The following is a 25,033-nucleotide window of genomic DNA, read 5'->3' on the forward strand; positions in this document are numbered from 1 at the left end:
CGCACACCAAGCCCTTTCCGTTCTGGGAATGGGTGATCGACGAGGTGCGGGCCAGGCATCCGGGCGCGGTGTTCCTCTCGGAGGCCTTCACCCGGCCCAAGATGATGAAGCGCCTCGCCAAGCTGGGCTACAACCAGTCCTACAGCTATTTCACCTGGCGCAACACCAAGGCCGAGCTGACCGAGTACCTGACCGAGCTGACGAGCGAAGAGTGCCGCCACTACATGCGGCCGAACTTCTTCGTCAACACGCCCGACATCAACCCGTATTTCCTGCAGACATCGGGCCGCGCCGGGCACCGCATCCGGCTCGCTCTCGCCGCGACGCTGGCCGGCAATTACGGCGTCTACAGCGGTTACGAGATCTGCGAGGCCACGCCGATCCCCGGCAAGGAAGAGTATCTCGACAGCGAGAAATACGAGATCCGCGACTGGGATTTCGACCGCGAGGGCCATATCAAGGACGATATCCGGCTCCTGAACGGCATCCGCCGCAAGCACGCCGCGATGCGCGACTTCACCAATCTGGAGTTCTTCGACGCGCATGACGGGGCGGTGCTCTATTACGGCCGCTTCGACCCGGCGACCGAGAACTACTTGCTGTTCCACGTGCTGCTCGATCCGCATGCGGGGCGGGAATTCGCCTTCGACCTGCCGCTGTGGCGCTTCGGCCTGCCCGACGAGGCCTCGATCGAGGTGCAGGACGCGATCCATGGCAATCACTTTACCTGGCACGGCAAGGAACACCGGCTGACGCTCGACCCCGAGACCCGGCCCTATGCGATCTGGCGGCTGATCCCGCCGGGAGGAGCGAGAGATTGATGGAAGACCAGAGCATGGCCCCCGCAGCCGAGGCGGACGCGATCGATAACAGCCAGCGCGACTGGTACAAGGACGCGGTCATCTACCAGCTTCACGTCAAGGCCTACCAGGACAGCAATGGCGACGGCATGGGCGATTTCGCCGGCCTGATGAGCCGGCTCGACCATGTGCAGGAGCTGGGCGCGACGGCGATCTGGCTGCTGCCCTTCTACCCCTCGCCGCTGCGCGACGATGGCTACGACATCCAGGAATACACCGAGATCAACCCGCAATACGGCAACATGGACGAGTTCCGCGCCTTCGTGGAGGAGGCGCATCGCCGGGGGCTGCGGGTGATCACCGAGTTGGTGATCAACCACACCTCGGACCAGCACGAATGGTTCCAGCGCGCCCGCAACGCCCCCATCGGCAGCCCGGAGCGCGATTTCTACGTCTGGTCCGACGATGACGGCAAATGGCCCGAGACGCGGATCATCTTCAACGACACCGAGCCGTCGAACTGGACCTGGGATCCGGTCGCGGGGCAGTATTACTGGCACCGCTTCTTCAGCCATCAGCCCGACCTGAACTTCGACAATCCCGAAGTTCTGAAAGAGGTGCTGCGGGTCATGCATTTCTGGCTCGACATGGGCGTCGACGGGCTCAGGCTCGACGCGATCCCCTACCTCGTGGAGCGCGACGGCACCAACAATGAGAACCTGCCCGAGACGCATGACGTGTTGAAGGCGATCCGCGCCGATCTCGACGCGCATTACCCCGACAAGATGCTCTTGGCCGAGGCCAACCAATGGCCCGAGGACACCCGCCCCTATTTCGGCGATGGCGACGAATGCCACATGGGCTTCCACTTCCCGCTGATGCCGCGCATGTACATGGCGGTGGCCCAGGAAGATCGGCACCCGATCACCGACATCATCCGCCAGACGCCGGACATCCCCGAGGATTGCCAATGGGCAATCTTCCTGCGCAACCATGACGAGCTGACGCTCGAGATGGTGACCGACAAGGAGCGGGATTACCTCTGGGACACCTATGCCAGCGACAAGCGCGCGCGGATCAACATGGGCATCCGCCGCCGCCTCGCGCCGCTGATGCAGAACGATCGGCGCAAGATCGAGCTCTTGAACTCGCTGCTGATGTCGATGCCCGGCACGCCGATCCTCTATTACGGCGACGAGATCGGCATGGGCGACAACATCTATCTCGGCGACCGCGACGGCGTGCGCACGCCGATGCAATGGTCGCCCGACCGCAATGCGGGCTTCTCCCGCGCCGACCCGCAGCGGCTCTATCTGCCGACGATTCAGGATTCGATCTACGGCTACCAGGCGCTCAACGTCGAGAGCCAGTCCAAGGACCCCTCATCGCTGCTGAACTGGATGCGCCGCATGGTGCAGGTCCGCTCGAACCACACGGTGTTCGGCCGCGGCGAGATGAAGCTGCTCTATCCCTCCAACCGCCGGGTGCTCGCCTATATCCGCGAACACGAGGGCGAGGCGGTGCTTTGCGTCGCCAATCTGGGCCGCGCCGCGCAGGCGGTGGAGATCGACCTCTCGGCCTATCAGGGCCGCGTGCCGATCGAGCTGACCGGGCATTCGGCCTTCCCGCCGGTCGGGGCCCTGCCCTACCTGATCACCCTGCCCTCCTACGGCTTCTACTGGTTCCTGCTCGCCGATGAGGACCAGGCACCGTCCTGGCACCAGGCACCGCAGCAGATCCTGCCGGAATTCGTGACGCTGACCACCCGCGACGGTCGCGTGTCCTCGGCGATCTCGGGGCGCGACGGGCGGCTTCTGGGCACCGACGTGCTGCCCAAGTTCCTGCCGCTCCAGCGCTGGTTCGCGGCCAAGGACGCCCGCATCTCCCGCGTCGCGATCGAGCCCCTGGCCGAGATCGGCCGCAACGGCGCGCTGGGTCTCATCGATGTCGAGGTGGGCGGCGAGACGCAGCATTACCTGCTGCCGCTCGCGGCGGTCTGGGGCGAGGACAGCGTGTCCTTCGGCTCCGCGACGCTGGGCTACACCATGGCCAAGCTGCGGCGCGGGCCCCGCGTCGGCGGGCTGATCGACGGCACGGTGGACGAGACCCTGATGGGCGAGATGCTGGCGGCACTGCGCGAGGGCTATGAGACCGACACGCCGCGCGGCCGACTGGTCTTTTCGCCCAGCGCGGCGATGGCCGAGATCGAGGATCCGGGCGAGCCGCGGCTGCTCAATGTCGAGCAGTCTAACGCCACCGTGGCCTTCGGCGACAAGGTGATCCTCAAGGTCTACCGTCGGCTGCGCGCCGGGTTGCAGCCGGATATCGAGGTGGCGCGCTTCCTCACCGATGTCGCGGGCTTCGATCACACCCCGGCCTTCCTGGGCGAGATCGCGCTGCGCCCGGATGGGGGTGAGGCCACCTCGCTGGGCGCCGCCTTCGCCTATGTCGCCAACCAGGGCGATGCTTGGGGCGCGCTCACCAACGCGCTCGACCGCTACCTGCAGGACGCGGCCACGGGCAACGAGGACGAGGCGCCGCCCTACCAGCCGGTGCTCGGCATCGCCGGCACGCTGGGCCGCCGCACCGCCGAGATGCACCGGGCGCTGGCACATCCGACCGATGATCCGGCCTTCGCCACCGAGCCGCTCACCGGCGCGGATCTCGCCGCGCTCTGCGACGAGGTCCGGGCCGAGACCGTGGCGATGCTCGACCGGCTCAAGGGCCTGTCCGACCTGCCCGAGCGGGCCGCCGAGCATGCCCGCCAGATCCTCGATCGGCGCGACGTGCTGATCTCGCGGATCGACGCTGTGTCGCGGATGCAGCCCTCGGGCGCACGCAGCCGCATCCATGGCGACTACCATCTCGGCCAGGTGCTGATGGCACAGAACGACGTGGTGATCATCGACTTCGAAGGCGAACCCCGGCGGACGCTGGACGAACGCCGCGCCAAGTCGCTCGCGCTGCGCGACGTGGCCGGCATGCTGCGTTCGCTCGACTACGCCGCGCAATCGGCGCTGCGCTGGGCCGAAAGCTCGGGCACCGACGGCGCCGAGGCCGACGAGTTGATCCGGAACTGGCACGACGAAGCGCGGCGCGACTTCATGGCCGCGTATCGGGAGGTCGCCAGCGACAACCCGGCGCATCCCGACGACGAAGGCTTCGCCGCCGCGCTTCTGGATCTCTTCCTGATCCAGAAAGCGGTCTACGAAGTGGGCTACGAGCTTGCCAGTCGCCCGGCTTGGGTGGACATTCCGCTGAGCGGCCTGCTCGACCTGATCGACGAAGAGGATACCCAATGACGACCCACGCGAGCGACACCCTGCCCGCATCGGCCCCCGACGCCACGCGGATCGAAGCCATCATCCGCGGCCGCATGGGAGATCCCTTCGAACTCCTCGGGCCGCACAAGACCGAGGACGGCGTGATGGGGCTGACCGTCTTCGCGCCCGACGCCGCCGAGGTGGTGGCGATCACCCCCGAGGGATCGGAGATCGCGCCGCTGAGCCGGATCAACCCCGAAGGCGTGTTCTGGGGCCCGATGCCCGGCGGCTTCGACTTCGGCACCCCCTACCGGCTGCGCATGAGGGCCGGGAGCCACGAATGGGAGCGCGACGACCCCTATCGCTTCACCCCGGTGCTGGGCGAGATGGACGAATACCTCGTCGCCGAGGGCCGCCACGAAGAGATCTGGAAACGGCTCGGCGCGCATCCCGTGACCCATGAGGGCGTCGAGGGTGTGAGCTTCGCGGTCTGGGCGCCCAATGCCCGCCGGGTCAGCGTCGTCGGCCATTTCAATGCCTGGGACGGACGCCGCCACCCGCTGCGCCGCCGCTTCGGCGCCGGTCTGTGGGAGCTGTTCGTGCCGGGGCTCGCGGTGGGCGATCTCTACAAGTTCGAGATCGTCGGCGCGCATGGCGACCTGCAGCCGCTCAAGGCCGACCCGATGTCGTTCCGGCAGGAGCAGCCGCCCTCCACCGGCTCGATCGTGCACGGCATGCACCGCCACGAATGGCAGGATGCCGCGTGGATGGAGAGCCGTGGCAAAAGCACGCTGCACGACAAGCCGGTCTCGATCTACGAGGTGCATCTCGGCTCGTGGCGCCGCGGCGCCGAGGGCGAGATCCTCGACTACGACACGATCGGCGGGCTCTTGGTCGACTACCTGCAGGACATGAACTTCACCCATGTGGAGTTCATGCCGGTCTCCGAGCACCCCTTCACCGGCTCGTGGGGCTACCAGCCGGTGGGCCTCTTCGCGCCAACCTCGCGCTACGGCACGCCCGAGCAGTTCGCGGCGATGGTCGACCGGCTGCACCAGGCGGGCATCGGCGTCATCGTCGACTGGGTGCCGGCGCATTTCCCGACCGACGCGCATGGCCTCGCCAATTTCGACGGCACCGCGCTCTACGAGCATGCCGATCCGCGGCAGGGCTTCCATCAGGACTGGAACACGCTGATCTACAATTTCGGGCGCAACGAGGTGGCGAACTTCCTGCGCTGCTCGGGCACCTTCTGGCTCGACAAGTACCACATCGACGCGTTGCGCGTGGATGCGGTCGCCTCGATGCTCTACCTCGACTATTCGCGCAACGAGGGCGAATGGATCCCGAACCAGTATGGCGGCCGCGAGAACCTCGACGCGATCGAGTTCCTCAAGGGCACCAACCACCAGGTGCAGCTCCGGACCCCCGGCGCCGCCACCATCGCCGAGGAAAGCACCGCCTTTCCGGGCGTCAGCCGTCCCGTCGACCAGGGCGGCCTGGGCTTCGACTTCAAGTGGAACATGGGCTGGATGCATGACAGCCTGAGCTACATCCAGCAGGACCCGGTCTACCGCAAGTACAACCACCACCAGATGACCTTCTCGATCCACTATGCGTGGTCCGAGAATTTCGTGCTGCCGATCAGCCATGACGAGGTGGTGCATGGCAAGGGGTCGCTGCTGAACAAGATGCCCGGCGACCGCTGGCAGAAATTCGCGAACCTGCGCGCCTATCTGGGCTTCATGTGGACCCATCCGGGCAAGAAGCTCCTGTTCATGGGCTGCGAGTTCGGACAGGAGCGCGAGTGGAACCACGACGTGTCGCTCGACTGGCACCTGCTCGAGGACGAGAAGCACAAGGGCGCGCAGAACCTCGTGCGCGATCTCAACCGTCTCTACCGCGACGAGCCGGCGTTGCACGCGCTCGATTGCGACCCGGCGGGTTTCGAATGGGTCGATGGCGGCGACGACGAACGCTCGATCTTCGCCTTCCTTCGCAAGGCCGATAGCGGCACGCGCCCGGCGCTGATCATCTCCAACATGACCCCCGTGGTGCGCGAGGACTACCGGATCGGCGTGCCCGAGGGCGGCGACTGGACCGAGCTTCTGAACACGGATGCCGAGATCTACGGCGGTTCCGGCGTCGGCAACTCGGGCAGGATCGCCTGCCGACAGGAGGAGTGCCATGGCCGCTCGGTGTCGCTGGCGCTGACCTTGCCGCCGCTGGCGACCATCGTTCTCGTTCCCGACCGCTGACCCGGCGGGCCGATGGGCCCGCCTTCCCTCACGGGCCGGGCGCCCTGCCCGGCCCCATCATGGAGCCCGCATGACCGACCTCGCCGATCTGTGCCGCCATCACGGGATCACCACCGAATATGACGACCCGCATGGCGAGGGCAGCCGCCCCGTTCCCGAGGCGACGCTGCGGCTGATCCTGCGCAAGATCGGCGTCGATCCCGAAGGCGCGCCCGAGGGGCCCGCCGCGCCGCAGGAGATGCAGGTGCCCGAGGATGGCATCTGTCATTTTCCCGACTGGCTCGACCGCGCCCCGGGCTGGGGCATCTTCTGCCAGCTCTACGAGCTGCGCTCGGCGCGCAATCACGGCATCGGCGATTTCCGCGATCTCGCGGAGATGGCGCGGACCGCCGGGCGCGCCGGGGCGGATTTCCTCGGGGTGAACCCGCTGCACGCGCTGTTCCTCGGCGATCCCGACCGCCGCAGCCCCTTCTTTCCCTCGACCCGCAGCTTCCTCAACCCGGTCTATATCGCGCTGGACGACCTGTTGGGGCACGAGGCGGGCGATCTCGACGGCGAGGCGCTGCGCGCCGGCGATCTGGTGGATTACGACGCGGTGGTGCCCGCAAAGCTAAAGGCTCTGCGCGCGGCCTTCGGCCGGCGACCCTTCGATGGCGACGAGGCGGATTTCGAGGATTTCGTGACCCGGGGCGCCGAGCCGCTGCGCCGCCACGCGCTGTTCGAGGCGTTGTCGCTGGCGATGGTGGCGGAAGGCCACGGCTCGGGCTGGAAGGGCTGGCCCGCGGCGTTGCAAGACGCGGACAGTCCCGAGGTCGCGGATTTCGCCGACAGGAATGCGGAGGAGGTCCGCTTTCATCTCTGGCTGCAATGGCGCGCGACGCGCCAGCTCGATGAGGCGCAGGCCTGCGCGCTCGACGCGGGCATGCGCATCGGGCTCTATCTCGATCTCGCGGTGGGCGAAGCTCCCGACGGCTCGGCCAGCTGGAGCGGCGGCGAGGTGCAGATGACCGGTCTCGCGGTCGGCGCGCCGCCGGACGTCTTTGCCGCCGAGGGCCAGTATTGGGGCCTGTCCGCCTTCAACCCCGGCACGCTGCGCAAGCTCGATTTCGCGCCGTTCCGCGACATGATCGGCGCGCAGCTCGCCCATGCCGGCGCGCTCAGGATCGACCACGCGATGGCGCTGTGGCAGCTCTTCCTGATCCCCGAGGGCGAGCCCGCCAGCGCCGGGGCGCATCTGCGCTACCCCTTCTCCGACCTGTTGCGCGTGCTGGCGCAGCAAAGCCGCGCCCAGAACGCGGTGGTGATCGGCGAGGATCTGGGCTTCGTGCCGCCCGGCTTTCGCGAGGCCATGCAGGCGGCCAACATCCTGTCCTACTCGATTCTCTACTTCGAGAAGGAGGGCGACCGTTTCCGGGCGCCGCAGGAGTACAGCCCCACCGCGCTGGCCTGCCTCTCGACCCACGACCTGCCGGTGCTGGAACGCTGGTGGGCCGGCGAGGACATCGCGCTGCGCCGCAAGCTCGGCCTCGTCGGCGAAGAGGACAGCGACGCGCATGAGAAGGAGCGCGCCCGCGAACGCCGCGCCCTGCTCGACGCGATGCGCCGCGCCGGCGCGCTGCGCGGGCGGCTGCCGCGGCAGAAGGAAATGCCGCGCGAGGTGCTGGTCGCGGCCTATCGCTACCTCGCGCGGAGCCGCGCCGCGCTTGTCGGCGTCCGGCTGGCAGACATGGTCGGGCCGCAGGCGCCGACCAACATGCCCGGCACGGTGGACGACTATCCCAACTGGCGCCCGCGGGCGCCGCTCGACCTGTCGCGGATCGCCACCCATCCCGAGTTTCGCGCCGTGACCTCGATGATGCGGCGCGAGCGCCGGCGGGGCGCTTGACAGCCGCCTGACCCGGCGGCAGGGTGGCCGCACTTCACCAGGGGGGCCCCGGCAAGGGGCTGAGATATCGCTGGGCGAGGTCGCCATGAATGGCGGCCCACGCGCGCGCAGACCCTTCGAACCTGATCCAGTTCATACTGGCGTAGGGACGGTGCGCGGCCGCTGGCTTCGGGGGAGACTCCCGCTCCATCGCCGCCCTTCCACCCCCGCTGTCGTTCTGGATCGTCACCGCCGACGCAAGGACGCCGCATGACGATCAACACCACCCCGCCCGAATTGCCCAAGGTCACCACCGGCGCGCTGCCCGCCTCGCGCAAGGTCTGGACGGCCGGAACCCTGCATCCCGAGATCCGCGTGCCGATGCGCGAGATCGCCCTGCACCCCAGCGCCGGCGAGCCGGATGTCCGGGTCTATGACAGCTCGGGCCCCTATACCGATCCCGAGGCCGCGATCGACACCGCCGCTGGCCTGCCCCGTCACCGCGAGGCATGGATCGCCGCGCGCGGCGATACCGAAACCTATCCGGGCCGCGCCACCCGCCCCGAGGACAATGGCCGAGACGAGGCCAGCGGCAAGCTGCGCCCCTTCCCGCGCGCCCATGCGCCGCGCCGCGCGACGGCCGACCGCGCCGTCACCCAGCTCGCCTATGCACGCGCGGGCATCGTCACGCCCGAGATGGAATTCGTCGCGATCCGCGAGAACATGGGCCGCGACGCGGCGCTGGCCCGGCCGCGCGACGGCGAGAGCTTCGGCGCCGCGATCCCCGATCACGTGACGCCCGAATTCGTGCGCGAGGAGATCGCGCGCGGCCGCGCCATCATCCCCGCCAACATCAACCATCCCGAGCTCGAGCCGATGATCATCGGCCGCAACTTCCTCGTGAAGATCAACGCCAATATCGGCAACTCGGCGGTCACCTCCTCGATGGAGGAGGAGGTCGAGAAGATGGTCTGGGCCACGCGCTGGGGCGCCGACACGGTGATGGACCTCTCCACGGGGCGCGACATCCACGACATCCGCGACTGGATCCTGCGCAATTCCCCGGTGCCGATCGGCACGGTGCCGCTCTATCAGGCGCTGGAGAAGGTCGGCGGCATCGCCGAGGACCTGACATGGGACGTGTTCCGCGACACGCTGATCGAGCAGGCCGAACAGGGGGTGGACTACTTCACCATCCATGCCGGGCTCAGGCTGCATCACGTGCCGCTCACCATCGACCGGGTCACCGGCATCGTCAGCCGCGGCGGCTCGATCATGGCCAAGTGGTGCCTGCACCACCACCGCGAGAGCTTTCTCTACGAGCATTTCGAGGAGATCTGCGAGATCTGCCGCCGCTACGACGTGTCGTTCTCGCTGGGCGACGGGCTGCGCCCGGGCTCGATCGCCGACGCCAACGACGCGGCGCAGTTCGCGGAGCTGGAGACACTGGGCGAGCTGACCCAGATCGCGTGGAAGCATGACTGCCAGGTGATGATCGAAGGGCCCGGCCACGTCGCCATGCACAAGATCAAGGAGAACATGGACAAGCAGCTGGCCTGCTGCGACGAGGCGCCCTTCTACACGCTGGGGCCGCTCACCACCGACATCGCGCCAGGCTACGACCACATCACGAGCGGCATCGGTGCTGCGATGATCGGTTGGTTCGGCTGCGCGATGCTGTGCTACGTCACGCCCAAGGAGCATCTGGGCCTGCCCGACCGCGACGACGTGAAGACCGGCGTGATCACCTACAAGATCGCGGCCCATGCCGCCGATCTCGCCAAGGGGCATCCGGGCGCGCAGATCCGCGACGACGCGCTGAGCCGCGCCCGCTTCGAGTTCCGCTGGGAAGACCAGTTCAACCTCGCGCTCGACCCCGACACGGCGCGCTCCATGCATGACGAGACGCTCCCCAAGGAAGCCCACAAAACGGCACATTTCTGCTCGATGTGCGGGCCCAAGTTCTGTTCCATGCGGATCAGCCACGACATCAGGTCCGAGGCCCAGAAAGAGGGCATGGCGAAGATGGCCGAGAAGTTCCGCGAGGGCGGCGCGCTCTACGTGCCCGAGCCCGAAGCCTGAAGGCACGCGGGACCGGCGCGGACCGGCATCGCTGACGCGTTTTCCGATTGATCGGTTGGCCAGTGAAGTGAACGGCGGGCGGGGTTAGCATGACCCCGGGCCCGCCGTTCATGCTCAGCCCTGCGGCGCGGCGAGCCCCTCGGCACGGGTACGGTCCCCACGGGCGGCGGCCCTCTCGCGATGCACCACGTAACCGCCGGAGCCGAGGATGATCGCGGTGCCGACCGCCGTGGCGAGGTCCGGCAGGTCACCGAACACCAGATAGCCGAGCAGCACCGCGCCCACGATCTCGAGATACTGGAACGGCGCCAGAAGCCCCGCCTCGGAGCGGCGGAACGCCTCGGCGATCAGCAGGAAGGTCGCCGCCGAGATCAACCCGGCCAGTGGCAGCACCCCCCAGATCCAGCCGGGTGCGGCGGGCGCCGTGAAGCCCGGCCCGCCCAAGAGCGCCATCACCTCGAACAGCGCCAGCGCGATCAGCGCCGCGTAGAGCGTGGCCCCGGTCTGGATGGTGAGCGCGGAGCGCGAGGCCGAGGCGCTGCGCAGGATCACCGCGTTGAGCGCGTAGCCCGTGGCCGCCATCAGCGGCAGGAGCGCCGCCGGGGTGAAGCCTTCGAAGCCCGGGCGGATCACCACCAGCGCGCCCACGAACCCCACCGCGACGGCGGCGTAGCGGCGGGGCCCGACCTTCTCGCCCAGAAGCGGCGCGGCCAGCAGCACGAGGATCAGCGGCTCCACGAAGAAGATCGCGATGGCGGTGGCGATCGGCATCACCGCGAAGGCACCTACGAGGCCGGTCATGGTGACGACCGAGCACAGCCCCGACAGGATCAGCACCGGCGAGAACATCGCGCCCCGCAACCGGTCCCGCAGCAGCAGCGCCAGCGCCGCCAGCGTCGCGCCCTGAAAGCCGAAGCGCCACAGCACCACCTCGGCGGGCGGCATCGCCCCGGTGAGCAGCTTGGCCAGCGTGTCGCCCACCGGCAGCAGCGCCATGGCGACCACCATCAACGCGATGCCGGTGCCCGCGGGCCCGTGATCTGTGCGGCGGGCGGGGGCGACCGGGCTCTTGGTGCGGGGTCTGATCATGGGCGTCTCCCAACATGCGCGCGCCGCCTCGCGACGGGGCACGACCGTCCGGGCGTCCGGGACGAGAATGATGAGATGGCCGGGGGCCCGGACGACGCCATCGTCGGCCCCGTGACCGGCCATGCCACAGGGCTAGTGACCCCGCGCCGGCCGGTCAAGCCTCAGGGCTGCGGCGCGCGTCACTCTCCCGGGGCGGGCAGAGACAGGCGGCGCGGGCGCGCGGTCTCGCGCCGGGCCCGATCCTCGGCCAGCGCCTCGCGCAGCCGGGTATCCAGACGCTCGGCCACGTGGCCCGGCGCGCGGAACCAGTCGGTCGACCAGACCCGCTCGATGCGCCATCCAAGGCCCTCCAGCACCGCCTGCCGCACCCGGTCGCGATCGCGCGCCGTGGCCGCCGAGTGGTAGCTCGCCCCGTCGCACTCGACCCCGGCGAGATAGGCGCCGCCCCGGTCCGGGTGCACTACCGCGAGATCGATGCGGTATCCCGACACCCCGATCTGCGTGCGCACCTCCCAGCCCCTGGCCTCGAGCGCGCGCGCCACCGCCTCTTCGAACGGGTTCTCGGCCGGGCCGAGGCTGCCCGTCTCGCGCGCGGGCAGCGCCACGGCGCCGCGATCGGCGTAGTCGAGAAACGCCTTGAGGTCGGCGACGCCACGGGCGCGGCTGCGGCCCAGATCGATCTGCTCGACCCCGAGCGAGGCGAAGACGTGCAACTCGCGCCGCGCCCGGGTGATCGCCACGTTGAGCCGCCGCTCGCCCCCTTCGGCATTGAGCGCGCCGAAATTCATTGAGAGCTTGCCCGCGAGGTCCGGCCCGAAGGTGACCGAGAACAGCATCACGTCGCGCTCGTCGCCTTGGATGTTCTCGAGGTTCTTGACGATGAGCGGCTCGTCGCGGGCCTCGTCGAAGAACCATTCCAGCTCGGGCATCTCGCGGCGCATCGCGTCGAGCTGGTCAAGGATGAGAGCCTGCTGATCGCCGTTGAAGGTGATGACGCCGATGCTGTGGCGCCGCGCCTCCGGCTGCGCCAGCGCCGCCACGAGCCGCTCGCGGATCAGCGCCACCACGGCGCGCGCCTCCTCGATGTTGGTGCGGCCCTTGCCACGGCCATAGCGCCCGTCGACACGGTGCAGCGTGATCGCCTCGCGCCCCGTGCCCGGCGACGGGAAGGTGACGAGACCGCCATCGTAGTAGAAGTGGTTCGAGAACGCGATCAGCGCTTCGTCGCGCGAGCGGTAGTGCCAGTCGAGCCGCCGCACCGGCACGCCCGAGGCCGCCACTTCGTCGAGGATCGAGGGCATGTCGCGCAGCGCGAAGACGTCTTCATCCTCGTCCTCCTCGTCCTCGGAGCGGCCGAAGAAATTGGTCGGCGGCAGCTGCCTCGGGTCGCCCACCACGATCGCCTGCCGCCCGCGTGCGATGGCGCCGATGGCGTCCCAGGTGGTGATCTGGCTCGCCTCGTCGAAGATCACCACGTCGAAGGCGGGCTGTCCGGCGGGCAGGTATTGCGCCACCGACAAAGGCGACATCAGCACGCAGGGCGCGAGGCGCGGCAGGCTCTCGGGCATCTGCCCCAGCAGCTGCCGGATCGGCATCGAGGGCCGCTTCAGCCCCAGCTGGTGACGCAGCACGCCCAGTTCCGAGGCGCGCGGCACCGCGTCGCGCGACGGCAGGTCGCCACCGATCCGGCGCAGCGCCTCGGCGGGGGCAAGGGCGGCGGCGCGGTCGTCGAGCATGCGGAACCGCGCCACGAGATCGTCATGGGCCCAATGGGCGAAATCGCGCAGCAGCGGTTCGGCATCCATGGCGCGCGGCAACCACCAGTCGGCATAGGCGGCCTCGAAGGCGTCGCGCGCGGGCCGGTCGAGCCGCCCCGCCTCGATCGCCTCGACCAGCGGGCCCAGCCCCGCCGCCTCGGCCCGGCCGCGCAGCGCGATCCAGCGGGTCCAGTCGGCCAGCCGCGCCGCCTGACGCTCCAGCGTTTCCAGCGCCCGGACCAGTTCGGCGGGGGCCATGGTCTCGGGCACCAGCCCGCCGAGATCCGCATAGGCGTCGCGGGCCGCCAGCGCCTCCGCTTCGGCCGTTTCCAGAGCAGCCAGCGCCGCGCGGATCGGCCCGTCGCCGGGCCGGCTCAGCTCGGCCCGCATCGCGCCGAGGCGCGCGGGATCGGCGCCCTCGCTCGCAAGCCCCCCCAGGGCCGTCTCGAGCCTGCGCCAGGCCTCGATGAGCGGTTCGTTCCGCTCGGCAGGCAGATGCGCCAGCGGCGAGGCGTCGCGCGTCGCGCGGCCCCGGCCAAGCCGGTGCAGCGCCTCGAGATCGGGGCCGGGATCGACCTCGCCCGCCCGCGCATGGCTTTGCAGCACCGCGCGCACCCGCCGCCGCGCCAGCGCCGAAAGCGGCCAGATCCCGCCCTGTGCCGCGCGCCATTCGGCATCGAGCGCCGCGAGGTCGATGCGGCTGTCGGCATCATCCGGATACTCCGCCGCGAGCCGTCCGCGCGCCGCCGCCATCGCCGCTTCGGCCTCGGCCCGCTCTCGTGCCGCGCGCTCCAGCTCGGCGAGCGGCAGCTCGGGCAGCGCCGAGAGGTCCGGCGCCTGCGGGTTCGCCAGCGGCGTCAGCTCGGCGAAAAGCGCCCGCCGCGCCGCCATGCGCGCCGCCTCGGGGGTGAGGCCCAGCCGATCGCAAATCCCGCCCAGCGCCCGGTCGAGGCCCCGCGCGGCGCGGCCCAGCACGGCCGCCGCATCGAGGAACCGCGCCTGCCAGTCGAAGGACCATTCGACATCGCCCAGAAGGTCGAGCGGCGCGCCCTGCCCGGCCACCTGCGCGAGGCGCTCCAGATCACCGGCGAGATCGCGCAACCGCGCGTAGCTTTCGGCGTCATGCGCATCCACGCAAGCGAAGCCGAGGCGCAGCGGTGGCGCGCCCGCCGCGACGCGGCCGATCGCCTCGAACACCGAAAAGCCCTGCCGCCCCTTGCGGTGCAGCGCCGCGACATAGGCGTTGAGCCGATCGCGGGTGAGCCGCAGATCCTCGGTCACCTCGATCCAATCGGCCTCGGTCCCCGCCGCCGCACGGTCCCAGCCACGCCCGAGCTGCGCCAGCACCGAGGCGCGGTCGGTCTTGCTCGAATGCAGCTCGAGGCAGGCGTCGCCCAGACCGCATCTCGCGAGGCGGCGATGCACCACCTCGAGCGCGGCGGCCTTCTCGGCCACGAAGAGCACGGTCCGCCCCTGCGACATGACCTGCGCGATGATGTTGGCGATGGTCTGGCTCTTGCCGGTGCCGGGCGGGCCGATGAGCACGAAGTCGCGGCCCTGCGCCGCCGCCGCCACGGCAGCGAGCTGGCTGCTGTCGGCAGGCAGCGGCGTCACCAGATCGGCCGGGGCCAGCACCCGGTCGAGATCGCGCGGCGCGATCATCGGCAAGTCAGGCTGCGGATAGGCCGTTTCCGGCCCGTCGAGCAGGTGCCGCACCAGCGGGCTGTCGCGCAGCTCCGCTTCGCGCGCGACCAGATCCTCCCACATCAGGAACTTGGCGAAGGAAAAGGTCGAGAGCGCCAGCTCCTCGATCACCTCGAAACCGGGCATGTCGCGCACCGCGAGCCGCACCAGATCGAAGATCCGCGCGAGGTCGATGCCGCTGTCGTCGCGCGGCAGCTCACCGTCGAGACCGGGCACCGACAGCGCGAAATCGCGGCGCAGGAATTCGAGCAGCGTCGCGTTGACCCGCACCTCGTCCTCGAGATGGCCCAGACGGAACTCGGACTTGGCCGAGCGCCGGTCGAGCCGCGCCGGGATCAGCAGCAACGGCGCGCGGTAGGCCCGCTCCTCGCCCTCGCGGCGCCAGCGCAGGAAGCCCGCGGCAAGGAACAGCGTGTTTGTGCCCCCCTCCTGCAGGTCGCTCTTGGCACGCCGGTGCAGCGCCACGAGCCGCGATTGCAGCTCGGTCGCCGTCAGCGGCGCGGCGAGGCGTCCACGCTCCTGCGCCTGCGCCGCGCGGCGCGCGATCTCGTCCGGCGACAGGCTCTCGGCCTCTTCCATCGGCACCGGGATGGCGGTGGCGCCGCCCGCCAGACGATCCTCCAGCGCCGCCATGTCGGCGCACAGGAACGGCACCGCGCCGCGCCCGTCGCGGAAATTCAGCAGGCGATTGCGCAGCGACAGGTCCAGAAGCTTGCGCTGCCAGCGCTCGATCCGCCCCTCGGCGGTGGCGGGGCTTTCCTCGATCTCGGCCACCGGCAGATCGGCCGCTGCGGGCGCGCGCGGCAAGGGCGGCGGCGTCACCTCCCCCGCCTCCGAAGCGGGCTCGAGCCCGGTCTCGGCCATCGGCATGATGCCGTTCGCCCGCGCCGCCGCGATGTCGATCGCGGCGATGAAGCCGGTCTCCCGCGCTTCGTCGCCCAGCGCCCGCCCCGCGGCCACCGCCGCCTCGAAGCCCATGCCACGGCCCGAAAGCTCCGGGTCGAGCATCAGCAACTCCCGCGCGGCGATCGCCTTGCGCAGCGCCACGGCGTCGGGCTCGACCACGCGACCGAAATCGCGGTCGACCAGCCAGACGCCGCACCAGACCTGCCCCTGTGCGAAGGCCAGCACCGGGTTCAGCCCCAGAGCCTCCATCCCCGCCGCCATCAGCAGCGTGGCCTCCAGCGGCGTCGCCAGTCGCTCGGCGCGGATCCGCGACGCGGATCGCAGCTTCTGGCCGCGACTGGCCACGTCGCCGCCCGCCACCGCGCCGCGCACGCCCCAGCCCTCAAGCGCGGACCAGATCGCCGCCGCCTGCATCCAGGCCCGGCCCGGATCGCCGGAGCGGTAGCCGTCGGGATCGCCCTGCCCGGCCCGCGCCAGAAGCGCCTGCGCCGCCTCGATCAGCCCCTCCGCCACCGCCGCGTCGGGCCGTGCGAAGGCGGGCAGCAGATGCGCCATCTCGCCCAAGCCGCCCCATTCGTCGCGCGCCAGCAGCCTCAGCCAGCGCTCGGCGCGGGCCAGAACCTGCCCCGCCTGCCGCAGTTCCAGTCGCAGCAGCGCAGGCTCCGCCGCCTCCAGCGTCGCGAGCGGCACCGGGTCGAGCGTCACCGCCAGATCACCGATCGCGAGGCGCTCCCCGGGGGCGATCCGGTCGAGGCGCCAGTGCCGCGGTCGCAGCACCGCCGGTTCGCACCACAGATGCAGCTCCGCCCCCTCGATCGCCGCCTCTCCGTCATGGTGCAGCGCGAGGCTCCTGATCACCGCCGAGCGGGCCTGCGCGGTGACGAAGCCCAGCCGTGCCACCGCGTCGATCTCGATCGTGAGGCGCGGCGAAACGGTCGGAAGCTGCATCTTGGGGTTCGTCATCCGTTCTCTCCTGCGCTTCGGCGGACATGAATCCATTTGCCCTTTGCCGTCAACAGCCTCGCCGCGATCCGGCAGGGCACCGCCGATGCCTGGGGGGCCCGAAAGGCTGGACAAGGACACCCCGCATCGATTTATCTCGCGCGAGGGCCCGCATCCGGGAGGGGCGCGGGACGTGAGAGACAGCAGGGAGAGACGCGTGGATCGTCGTTCGTTCATCACCAAGGCCGGTCTGGGTGCCGGCGCCGCCGCACTGGCCGCACCCGCCGTGGCGCAGGGCAACATCACCTGGCGCATGGTCACCACCTGGCCCAAGAACTTTCCGGGCCTCGGCGTCGGCGCCCAGCGCCTCGCGGACCGGATCACCGCCGCCTCGGGCGGCCGGCTGACGATCCAGGTCTACTCGGCCGGCGAGCTGGTGCCGCCGCTGCAATCGCTCGACGCGGTGATCGACGGCACCGCCGAGATGTCGCATTCGGCCGCCTATTACTGGCAGAACAAGTCCGCCGCGCTGAACTTCTTCACCGGCGTGCCCTACGGCATGACCTCGACCGAGCTGGCGGGCTGGATGCGCCACATGGGCGGTCAGGAGCTGTGGGACGAGGCCTATGACCAGTTCGGCGTGAAGGGCTTCCTGTCGGGCAACACCGGCACCCAGGCCGGCGGCTGGTTCCGCGACGAGGTCACCGGCCTCGACAGCCTCAAGGGCCTGCGCTTCCGCACCCCGGGCCTCGGCGGCCGGGTCTGGGAAAAGCTCGGTGTCACCGCGACCAACATGGCCGCGGGCGAGATCTTCCAGGCGCTGCAGTCGGGCGCGCTCGACGCGGCCGAGTTCGTGGGCCCCTACAACGACCTCGCGCTGGGCTTCCACCAGGTCGCCAAGAACTACTACTTCCCCTCCTTCGTGGAGCCGGGCCTCGCCACCGAGCTGGTGGTCGACAAGGCGAAGTACTCCGAGCTGCCCGAGGACCTGCAGGCGATCATCCGTGACGTGTCGCAGGCCGAGTACGACATGGTGGCCTCGGATTTCGCGGCCAACGACCCGCGCGCGCTCAACACGCTGATGAACGAGCATGGCGTGCAGGTGAAGCAGTTCCCCGAGGAAGTGCTCGAGGCCGCGGCCGGTGCCGCCAAGGAGGTTCTGGGCGAGCTGCGCGACAACGGCGACGACCTGACCAAGCGCACCACCGAGAGCTTCATCGAGTCGCTCAAGCTCCTGCGCACCAAGGCGCAGACCGCGGATGCCAACTTCATCCGCGCCCGCGAGCAGTATTTCGAGATGTGATCTCGACCTCCTCGCAGAACGAGAAAGCCCGGATCGAAAGATCCGGGCTTTTTCGTTCCGTTTGGCGCGATCCGCGGTTGTTACAGCACGGTCGGCAGCCAGGTCACGATCTGCGGGAAGGCGAAGAGCAGCGCGATGCCGATCACCTGCAGCAGCACGAAGGGGATGATGCCGCGATAGATCGCCGAGGTCGGCAGGCTGTCCGGCGCCACGCCGCGCAGGTAGAACAGCGCGAAGCCGAAGGGCGGCGTCAGGAACGAGGTCTGAAGGTTCATCCCCACCAGCACGCCGAGCCAGATCGGGTCGATGTCGAGCGCCAGGAGGATCGGCGCGGTGATCGGGATCACGATGAAGATGATCTCGAAGGTGTCGAGGATGAAGCCCAGCACGAACATGATCGCCATCACCACGATCACCGCCGCCACGGCGCCGCCCGGCAGGTTCGACAGGAACTCGTGCACGAGGTTGTCGCCGCCCATCAGCCGGAACACGATCGAGAAGACCGAGGCGCCGAACAGGATAATGAACACCATCGAGGTGATCGTCGCCGTCGCCACCACCGTCTCGTGCAGGATGCGCGGGCTGAGCCGCCAGCGTAGCGCCGCGAGGATGATCGCGCCGACCGCGCCGACCGAGGCCGCCTCGGTGGGGGTCGCCACGCCGCCCAGGATCGAGCCCAGCACCGCCATGATCAACAGGAGCGGCGGCAGCAGCGCGACCAGCACCTCCTTGAACAGGCCGCGCTTCTCCTCGGCCGGCACCGGCGTCGCGGGGCAGCTCTCGGGATCGGTGATCGCCTTGAAGATGATCCACAGCGAATAGAGCCCGACCAGCAGCACGCCCGGCAGCAGCGCGCCCGCGAAGAGGTCGCCGACCGAGACCGGGGTGGGCGCGAAGTTGCCCTTCTCCATCTGCACCTGGCTGTTGATGCCCGAGAGCATGTCGCCCATGAAGATTAGCACCGTCGAGGGCGGGATGATCTGGCCCAGCGTGCCCGAGGAGCAGATCACCCCCGTGGCGAGCTTGGGGTCGTAGCCCGCGCGAAGCATCGCCGGCAGCGAAATGAGCCCCATGGTGACGACCGTGGCGCCGACCACGCCGGTCGAGGCCGCGAGCATCGCGCCGACGATCACCACCGACAGGCCGAGACCGCCGCGCAGGTTGCCGAACAGCTTCGACATGGTGAGCAGCAGCTGCTCGGCGATGCGCGACCGCTCCAGCATCACCCCCATGAAGATGAACAGCGGCACCGCGACCAGCACTTCGCTGGTCATGAAGCCGATATAGCGGCTCGGCAGGCTGCCGAAGTTCGAGGGGTCGAACACGCCGATCGCCCAGCCGACGAGGCCGAACATCAGCGACACGCCCGCCAGCGTGAAGGCCACGGGAAAGCCCATCATCAGGAAACCGATGATGCCGAAGAACATGAGACCCGAGAGGATCTCTCCGATGAGCACTAGATCCATGTTATTCGGCGGCCTCGGTCAGGTGGTCGGTCTTGAGGGAGTAGCGCAGGCGCTCGGGCAACAGCCCGTCGCGCCCCGCGAGCGTCAGGATCGCGCGGCCCGCCAGGGCAAGGCCCTGAAGGCCAACCAACACCGCGAAGCCGATGATGAAGCTCTTGAGGATGAACAGCCCCGGCATGCCGCCGACATTGGCCGAGGCCTCGTAATAGCCCCAGCTGCGCTGCACGAAGGGCATGCCGTAGACGAGGACGACCACGCAGAAGGGCAGCAGGAACACCGCCACGCCGATCAGGTCGATCAGCGCCTTTCGCGGGATCGGCGCGGGCCGGTAGAAGATGTCGACCCGGACATGGTCGTCGCGCAGCAGCGCGAAACCGGCCACGGCGGTGAACATCGCACCGTTGAGCCAGATATAGAGGTCCTGCATCCAGACGTAGCTGATCGCGAAGACGTAGCGCTGCACCACCACGGTGAAGCAGACCACCACGATCCCCAGCGCCAGCCAGGAGAAGACCTGACCGATGATCCGGTTCAAGGCCGATATGGCGGTGACCACCGCCGCGAGCGCGCGCATCTCTCCCTCCCTCATGGGACATTTCAATCCGCGTTCACATGGCATGTCGGAACCGCTTCAAGCAACGCCCCGATGCGGCGCGGCATCGGAAAAAACGCCCACTCGCTTGGCATTGGGCAGCATTTTTCTGCATGGCGGCAAATTAACCTTGCGTATGCAGCGAATTGGCGCAGCCCCCAGTTGACAGCTCCGCCACCCGCTGCCTAGCCTCCAAGCAATCCGCCCGGAGGACATTGAGGCGGAAGGAAAAGGGGAGGAAGGCCGTGATGCTGATCACGCTTGCCGGGCCGCAATCGCGGGGCGGTTGCTGATGGACGCTGTTCTGAAGGCCGAAGGGCTCACCAAGGAATTCAAGGGCTTCGTCGCCGTCAACAAGGTCGATCTCGCGGTCGAGCGCGGCTCGATCCACGCGCTGATCGGGCCCAACGGGGCGGGCAAGACGACCTGCTTCAACCTGCTGACCAAGTTCCTGCAGCCGACGCGTGGCACGATCACCTATGACGGGCGCGACATCACCAAGATGGCCCCGGCCGACATCGCCCGGCTCGGCATGGTGCGAAGCTTCCAGATCTCGGCCGTGTTCCCGGATCTCAGCGTGCTGCAGAACGTGCGCGTGGCGCTGCAGCGCAAGCGCGGCGACAGCTATGATTTCTGGCGCTCGGAGCGCGGGCTGACCCAGTTCGACGACGAGGCGCGCGAACATATCGACGCGGTGGGTCTGTCGGAGTTCACCGATACCCGCGCGGGCGAGCTGTCCTATGGCCGCAAGCGCGCGCTCGAGATCGCCACGACGCTGGCGCTCGATCCGGCGATGCTGCTCCTCGACGAACCGATGGCCGGCATGGGCCAGGAGGACGTGGAACGCACTTCGCAGTTGATCAAGCGCATCGCCGCGAACCGCACCATCCTAATGGTCGAGCACAACCTCAAGGTCGTCGCGGATCTGTCTGACAAGATTACGGTTTTGGCGCGCGGCGAGATCCTCGCAGAGGGCGATTACGCCACCGTGTCGAAATCGCCCGACGTGATCGACGCCTATATCGGAGCCGGACATGACTGAGGCCGCCACGATGACCCACCGCCCCGCCGCCAGCGGCGCAGCGCTCCTGAGGATCGAGGGGCTTCAGGGCTGGTACGGCGAAAGCCACGTGCTGCACGGCATCGATTTCGAGGTGCGCGAGGGCGAGGTGGTGACGCTGCTGGGCCGCAACGGCGCCGGCAAGACCTCGACGCTCAAGGCGATCATGGGGATCCTGTCGAAGCGCACCGGCTCGGTGACGATGCGTGGCACCGAGACGATCGGGCTCGAGCCGCGCCACATCGCCAAGCTCGGCATCGCGCTGTGCCCCGAGGAGCGCGGCATCTTCTCCTCGCTCAATGTCGAGGAGAACCTGATGCTGCCGCCGAAGATCGCCGAAGGCGGTCTCTCGGTCGAGCGGATCTACCAGCTGTTCCCGAACCTTCTGGAGCGCAAGCGCAGCCAGGGCACCAAGCTGTCGGGGGGCGAACAGCAGATGCTCGCCATCGCCCGCATCCTGCGCACCGGCGCCAAGCTGCTGCTGCTCGACGAGCCGACCGAGGGCCTCGCCCCGGTGATCGTCCAGCAGATCGGCGCGACGATCCGCGAGCTGAAGAAGGAGGGCTTCACCATCGTGCTGGTCGAGCAGAACTTCCGCTTCGCGGCTTCGGTCGCAGATCGCCACTACGTCGTCGATCAGGGCCGTGTGGTGGACATGATCCCCAACGCCGAACTCGACGCCAACATCGACAAGCTGCACGCCTATCTGGGCGTCTGATGGCTTCACAAGGCGCATGAAAAGCGCCGTCCACTGGGAGGAAAACATGAAGAAAACTATTCTCGGAGCGCTGACCCTCGCGTCGTTTGGCCTGCCCGCCATGGCGCAGGACAACATCGAGGTCACGCTGGGCGTGCTGAACGACCGCTCCGGCGTCTATGCCGACCTTTCGGGCGAGGGCTCGGTCGTCGCGGCGCGCATGGCGGTCGAGGATTTCGACGCCGCCTCGAAGGGGCTCGACGTCGAGGTGATCTCGGCCGACCACCAGAACAAGCCGGACATCGCCTCGAACATCGCGCGCCAGTGGTACGACCAGGACGGCGTCGACGCGATCCTCGACGTGCCGACCTCCTCGACCGCGCTCGCGGTGGCCGACATCACCGCCCAGGCCAACAAGATCCTGATCGACAGCGGCGCCGGCTCGACCCAGCTGACCGGCGAGCAGTGCCAGCCGACCACGATCCACTGGACCTACGACACCGCGGCACTGGCCAAGGGCACCGGCGGCGCCGTGACCGAGGCGGGCGACAAGAAGTGGTTCTTCCTCACCGCCGACTACGCCTTCGGCCATTCGCTCGAGGAAGAGACGATGAAGATCGTCGAGGAATCCGGCGGCGAGATCGTGGGCTCGGTCCGCCACCCCTTCCCGGCCACCGACTTCTCGTCCTTCCTGCTGCAGGCCCAGGCCTCCGGCGCCGACGTGATCGGCCTTGCCAATGCTGGCGGCGACACCGTCAACGCGATCAAGCAGGCCGCCGAGTTCGGCATCACCCAGTCGGGGCAGTCGCTCGCGGCGCTCCTGATGTTCATCACCGACGTGCACGCGCTCGGCGCGCAGACCGCGCAGGGGCTGGTGCTCACCGAGGCGTTCTACTGGGATCATGACGACGAGACCCGCGAGTGGTCGGCCCGCTTCGAGGAGAAGTTCGGCTCGAAGCCGACCATGGTCCATGCCGGCGTCTATTCGGGCACCATGCACTACCTGCGCGCCGTCGAGGCCACCGGTTCGACCGATGGCGACGTGGTGGCCGAGTGGATGAAGGCCAACGAGTTCGACGATCCGCTCTTCGGCGAGGGCTATGTGCGCAAGGACGGCCGCGTGATCCACGACATGCACCTCTACGAGGTAAAGACGCCCGATGAATCGACCGGCGAGTGGGACCTCTACAAGCACGTCTCGACCATCCCCGGCGAGGAAGCCTTCCTGCCGATGGAAGGCTCGGGCTGCGCCTTTGCCAACGAAAGCTGATCCTGACCGGGCGCGCCGCGTGACGCGGCGCGCCCGCCTCCGCCCCAAGGGGCCACTCAAAACAACGGGACAGGCATGTTCGAACTCCTAGGCATACCGCCGCAGGTTCTGATGGGGCAGCTCCTGCTCGGGCTGATCAACGGGTCGTTCTACGCGGTCCTGTCGCTCGGCCTCGCGGTGATCTTCGGCCTCCTCAACATCATCAATTTCAGCCATGGCGCGCAGTACATGCTCGGCGCCTTCGTCGCATGGATGCTGCTCGAATATCTCGGCATCAACTACTGGTGGGCGCTGCTCCTCGCCCCGGTGATCGTCGGTGCGACCGGCATCGTGCTGGAGAAGCTGGCGCTCCGGCGGCTCTACCACCTCGACCATCTCTACGGCCTGCTACTGACCTTCGGCGTGGCGCTGATCATCCAGGGGCTGTTTCGCAACTACTACGGCATCTCCGGCCTGCCCTACCAGATCCCGTCGCAGCTCTCCGGCGGCCAGAATCTCGGCTTCATGTTCCTGCCCAACTATCGCGGCTGGGTCGTGGTGGCCTCGGTCGTGGTCTGCTTCGGCACCTGGTTCGTGATCGAGAAGACCCGGCTCGGCGCCTATCTGCGCGCCGCGACCGAGAACCCGACCCTCGTCGGCGCCTTCGGCATCAACGTGCCCCTGATGATCATGCTGACCTACGGCTTCGGCGTGGCGCTGGCGGGCTTTGCCGGCGTGCTCGCGGCGCCGATCTACTCGGTCAACCCGAACATGGGCGCCGACCTGATCATCGTCGTCTTCGCGGTGGTGGTGATCGGCGGCATGGGCTCGATCATGGGCGCCATCGTCACCGGCTTCGGCCTCGGCATCGTCGAGGGTCTCACCAAGGTGTTCTACCCGGCGGGCTCCGCCGTGGTGATCTTCGTGATCATGGCCATCGTGCTGATGATCAAGCCCGAGGGCCTGTTCGGGAGGAACAACTGATGAGCGTGAGCGATATCCAGGCCCCGGTGAACGAGCGCCGCCCCGCCACCGCCGGCATGCCGATGCTGCACAAGGCGATCTTCGCGGTGCTCTTCGTGCTGCTCGCCATCCTGCCGATGCTGGTCTACCCGGTCTTCGCGATGAAGGTGATGTGCTTCGCGCTCTTCGCGGCGGCCTTCAACCTGCTGCTGGGCTTCGGCGGGCTTCTATCCTTCGGCCATGCCGCGTATTTCGGCGGGGCCTCCTACGTGGCGGCGCATGCCTCCAAGGTCTGGGGCTGGACGCCCGAGGCGTCGATCCTCGTCGGTACGCTGGCGGCGGGCCTGCTAGGCCTCGCGATCGGCGCGCTGGCGATCCGCCGGCAGGGCATCTACTTCGCCATGGTGACGCTGGCCTTCGCGCAGATGGTCTATTTCTTTGCGCTGCAGGCCGATTTCACCGGCGGCGAGGACGGGATTCAGTCGGTGCCGCGCGGCGAACTGTTCGGCCTGTTCTCGGTCAACAGCAACGAGGCGCTCTACTACCTCGTGCTCGCCATCACCTTTGGCGGCATCCTGTTCCTCTACCGCATCGTTCACTCGCCCTTCGGGCAGGTGCTCAAGGCGATCCGCGAGAACGAGCCGCGCGCGATCTCGCTGGGCTACCGGGTCAACCGCTACAAGCTTATGGTCTTCGTGCTCTCGGCCAGCTTCGCCGGGCTCGCCGGCGCGACCAAGAGCCAGGTGTTCCAGCTTGCCTCGCTCACCGACGTGCATTGGTCGATGTCGGGCGAGGTGGTGCTGATGACCCTGCTGGGCGGCGTCGGCACGGTGTTCGGGCCGATCCTCGGTGCGACCATCGTGGTGACGATGCAGAACTACCTCGCCTCGATGGGGGCATGGGTCACGGTGATCCAGGGCGTGATCTTCGTGCTCGGCGTGCTGCTGTTCCGCGAAGGCATCATCGGCGTGCTGTCGAAGTGGCTCAAGCGGCCGCTCTGAGAAACCGGTAGGGGAAAGGCAAAGGCCCGGGCGGATC

15 protein-coding genes and 1 riboswitch (1 of these 16 only partly in view) are annotated in these 25,033 nt (G+C 68.6%); of the genes, 11 read left to right on the forward strand and 4 right to left on the reverse strand.

Annotated elements, in window-relative coordinates:
- The 5 genes from ACRAQ3_RS09235 to thiC all read left to right on the forward strand — a co-directional run.
- Window positions 1–821: the final stretch of an alpha-1,4-glucan--maltose-1-phosphate maltosyltransferase gene (locus ACRAQ3_RS09235; RefSeq protein ID WP_432256274.1), read on the forward strand. The gene continues 1,150 nt to the left of window position 1, outside the view; the window shows 821 of its 1,971 coding nt (coding positions 1,151–1,971); the start codon falls outside the window, past its left edge; the stop codon is at window positions 819–821.
- Entirely contained in the window at window positions 821–4,102 is a 3,282-nt protein-coding gene (gene treS / locus ACRAQ3_RS09240) for a maltose alpha-D-glucosyltransferase (RefSeq protein WP_432254419.1), read from the forward strand. The genes ACRAQ3_RS09235 and treS overlap by 1 nt, the downstream gene beginning before the upstream one ends.
- Entirely contained in the window at window positions 4,099–6,321 is a 2,223-nt protein-coding gene (gene glgB, locus ACRAQ3_RS09245) for a 1,4-alpha-glucan branching protein GlgB (protein WP_432254420.1), read from the forward strand. Before treS ends, glgB begins: the two co-directional genes overlap by 4 nt.
- A gap of 70 nt (window positions 6,322–6,391) precedes the next feature.
- The gene (gene malQ, locus ACRAQ3_RS09250) at window positions 6,392–8,206 is read left to right on the forward strand and encodes a 4-alpha-glucanotransferase (RefSeq protein ID WP_432254421.1); all 1,815 of its coding nucleotides are present in this window, start codon (window positions 6,392–6,394) and stop codon (window positions 8,204–8,206) included.
- A gap of 29 nt (window positions 8,207–8,235) precedes the next feature.
- A riboswitch (TPP riboswitch) is annotated at window positions 8,236–8,373 on the forward strand.
- Between the two features lie 82 nt (window positions 8,374–8,455).
- Window positions 8,456–10,267, forward strand: a complete 1,812-nt coding sequence (thiC, locus tag ACRAQ3_RS09255; protein ID WP_432254422.1) for a phosphomethylpyrimidine synthase ThiC — start codon at window positions 8,456–8,458, stop codon at window positions 10,265–10,267.
- Between the two features lie 114 nt (window positions 10,268–10,381).
- Here the strand turns inward: thiC and ACRAQ3_RS09260 are convergent, their stop codons facing one another.
- Together ACRAQ3_RS09260 and ACRAQ3_RS09265 are read right to left on the reverse strand one after the other, a co-directional pair.
- Window positions 10,382–11,356 carry a DMT family transporter gene (locus ACRAQ3_RS09260; RefSeq protein WP_432254423.1) on the reverse strand — a complete coding sequence of 325 codons (975 nt, stop codon included), beginning with the start codon at window positions 11,354–11,356 and terminating at the stop codon, window positions 10,382–10,384.
- Window positions 11,357–11,535: 179 nt separating this feature from the next.
- A complete protein-coding gene (locus ACRAQ3_RS09265; RefSeq protein ID WP_432254424.1) occupies window positions 11,536–16,686 on the reverse strand; it encodes a DUF4011 domain-containing protein in 5,151 nt (1,716 codons plus the stop codon).
- Between the two features lie 196 nt (window positions 16,687–16,882).
- On the opposite strand from ACRAQ3_RS09265, the gene ACRAQ3_RS09270 reads away from it, so the two are divergent.
- Window positions 16,883–17,968 carry a TRAP transporter substrate-binding protein gene (locus tag ACRAQ3_RS09270; RefSeq protein WP_269398661.1) on the forward strand — a complete coding sequence of 362 codons (1,086 nt, stop codon included), beginning with the start codon at window positions 16,883–16,885 and terminating at the stop codon, window positions 17,966–17,968.
- Window positions 17,969–18,048: 80 nt separating this feature from the next.
- On the opposite strand, the gene ACRAQ3_RS09275 is transcribed toward ACRAQ3_RS09270, so the two are convergent.
- Entirely contained in the window at window positions 18,049–19,434 is a 1,386-nt protein-coding gene (locus ACRAQ3_RS09275; RefSeq protein ID WP_269398660.1) for a TRAP transporter large permease, read from the reverse strand.
- 1 nt (window position 19,435) lies between these two features.
- The gene (locus ACRAQ3_RS09280; protein WP_269398670.1) at window positions 19,436–20,008 is read right to left on the reverse strand and encodes a TRAP transporter small permease subunit; all 573 of its coding nucleotides are present in this window, start codon (window positions 20,006–20,008) and stop codon (window positions 19,436–19,438) included.
- 310 nt (window positions 20,009–20,318) lie between these two features.
- Here ACRAQ3_RS09280 and ACRAQ3_RS09285 point away from each other — a divergent pair, with 310 nt between their 5' ends.
- The 5 genes from ACRAQ3_RS09285 (at window position 20,319) to ACRAQ3_RS09305 (ending at window position 24,996) form a co-directional block, all read left to right on the forward strand.
- Window positions 20,319–21,068, forward strand: a complete 750-nt coding sequence (locus ACRAQ3_RS09285; RefSeq protein ID WP_432254425.1) for an ABC transporter ATP-binding protein — start codon at window positions 20,319–20,321, stop codon at window positions 21,066–21,068.
- A gap of 10 nt (window positions 21,069–21,078) precedes the next feature.
- Window positions 21,079–21,804, forward strand: coding sequence for an ABC transporter ATP-binding protein (locus ACRAQ3_RS09290; RefSeq protein WP_432256275.1), 726 nt, complete (start codon window positions 21,079–21,081; stop codon window positions 21,802–21,804).
- Window positions 21,805–21,850: 46 nt separating this feature from the next.
- Window positions 21,851–23,053, forward strand: coding sequence for an ABC transporter substrate-binding protein (locus ACRAQ3_RS09295; protein ID WP_432254426.1), 1,203 nt, complete (start codon window positions 21,851–21,853; stop codon window positions 23,051–23,053).
- A 75-nt stretch (window positions 23,054–23,128) separates the two neighbouring features.
- Window positions 23,129–24,016 carry a branched-chain amino acid ABC transporter permease gene (locus tag ACRAQ3_RS09300; RefSeq protein WP_085897703.1) on the forward strand — a complete coding sequence of 296 codons (888 nt, stop codon included), beginning with the start codon at window positions 23,129–23,131 and terminating at the stop codon, window positions 24,014–24,016.
- Entirely contained in the window at window positions 24,016–24,996 is a 981-nt protein-coding gene (locus tag ACRAQ3_RS09305; RefSeq protein ID WP_106535125.1) for a branched-chain amino acid ABC transporter permease, read from the forward strand. Before ACRAQ3_RS09300 ends, ACRAQ3_RS09305 begins: the two co-directional genes overlap by 1 nt.
- Window positions 24,997–25,033: the final 37 nt, after the last annotated feature.

The organism is Limimaricola sp. AA108-03, assembly GCF_050847355.1.
Lineage (GTDB): Bacteria > Pseudomonadota > Alphaproteobacteria > Rhodobacterales > Rhodobacteraceae > Limimaricola.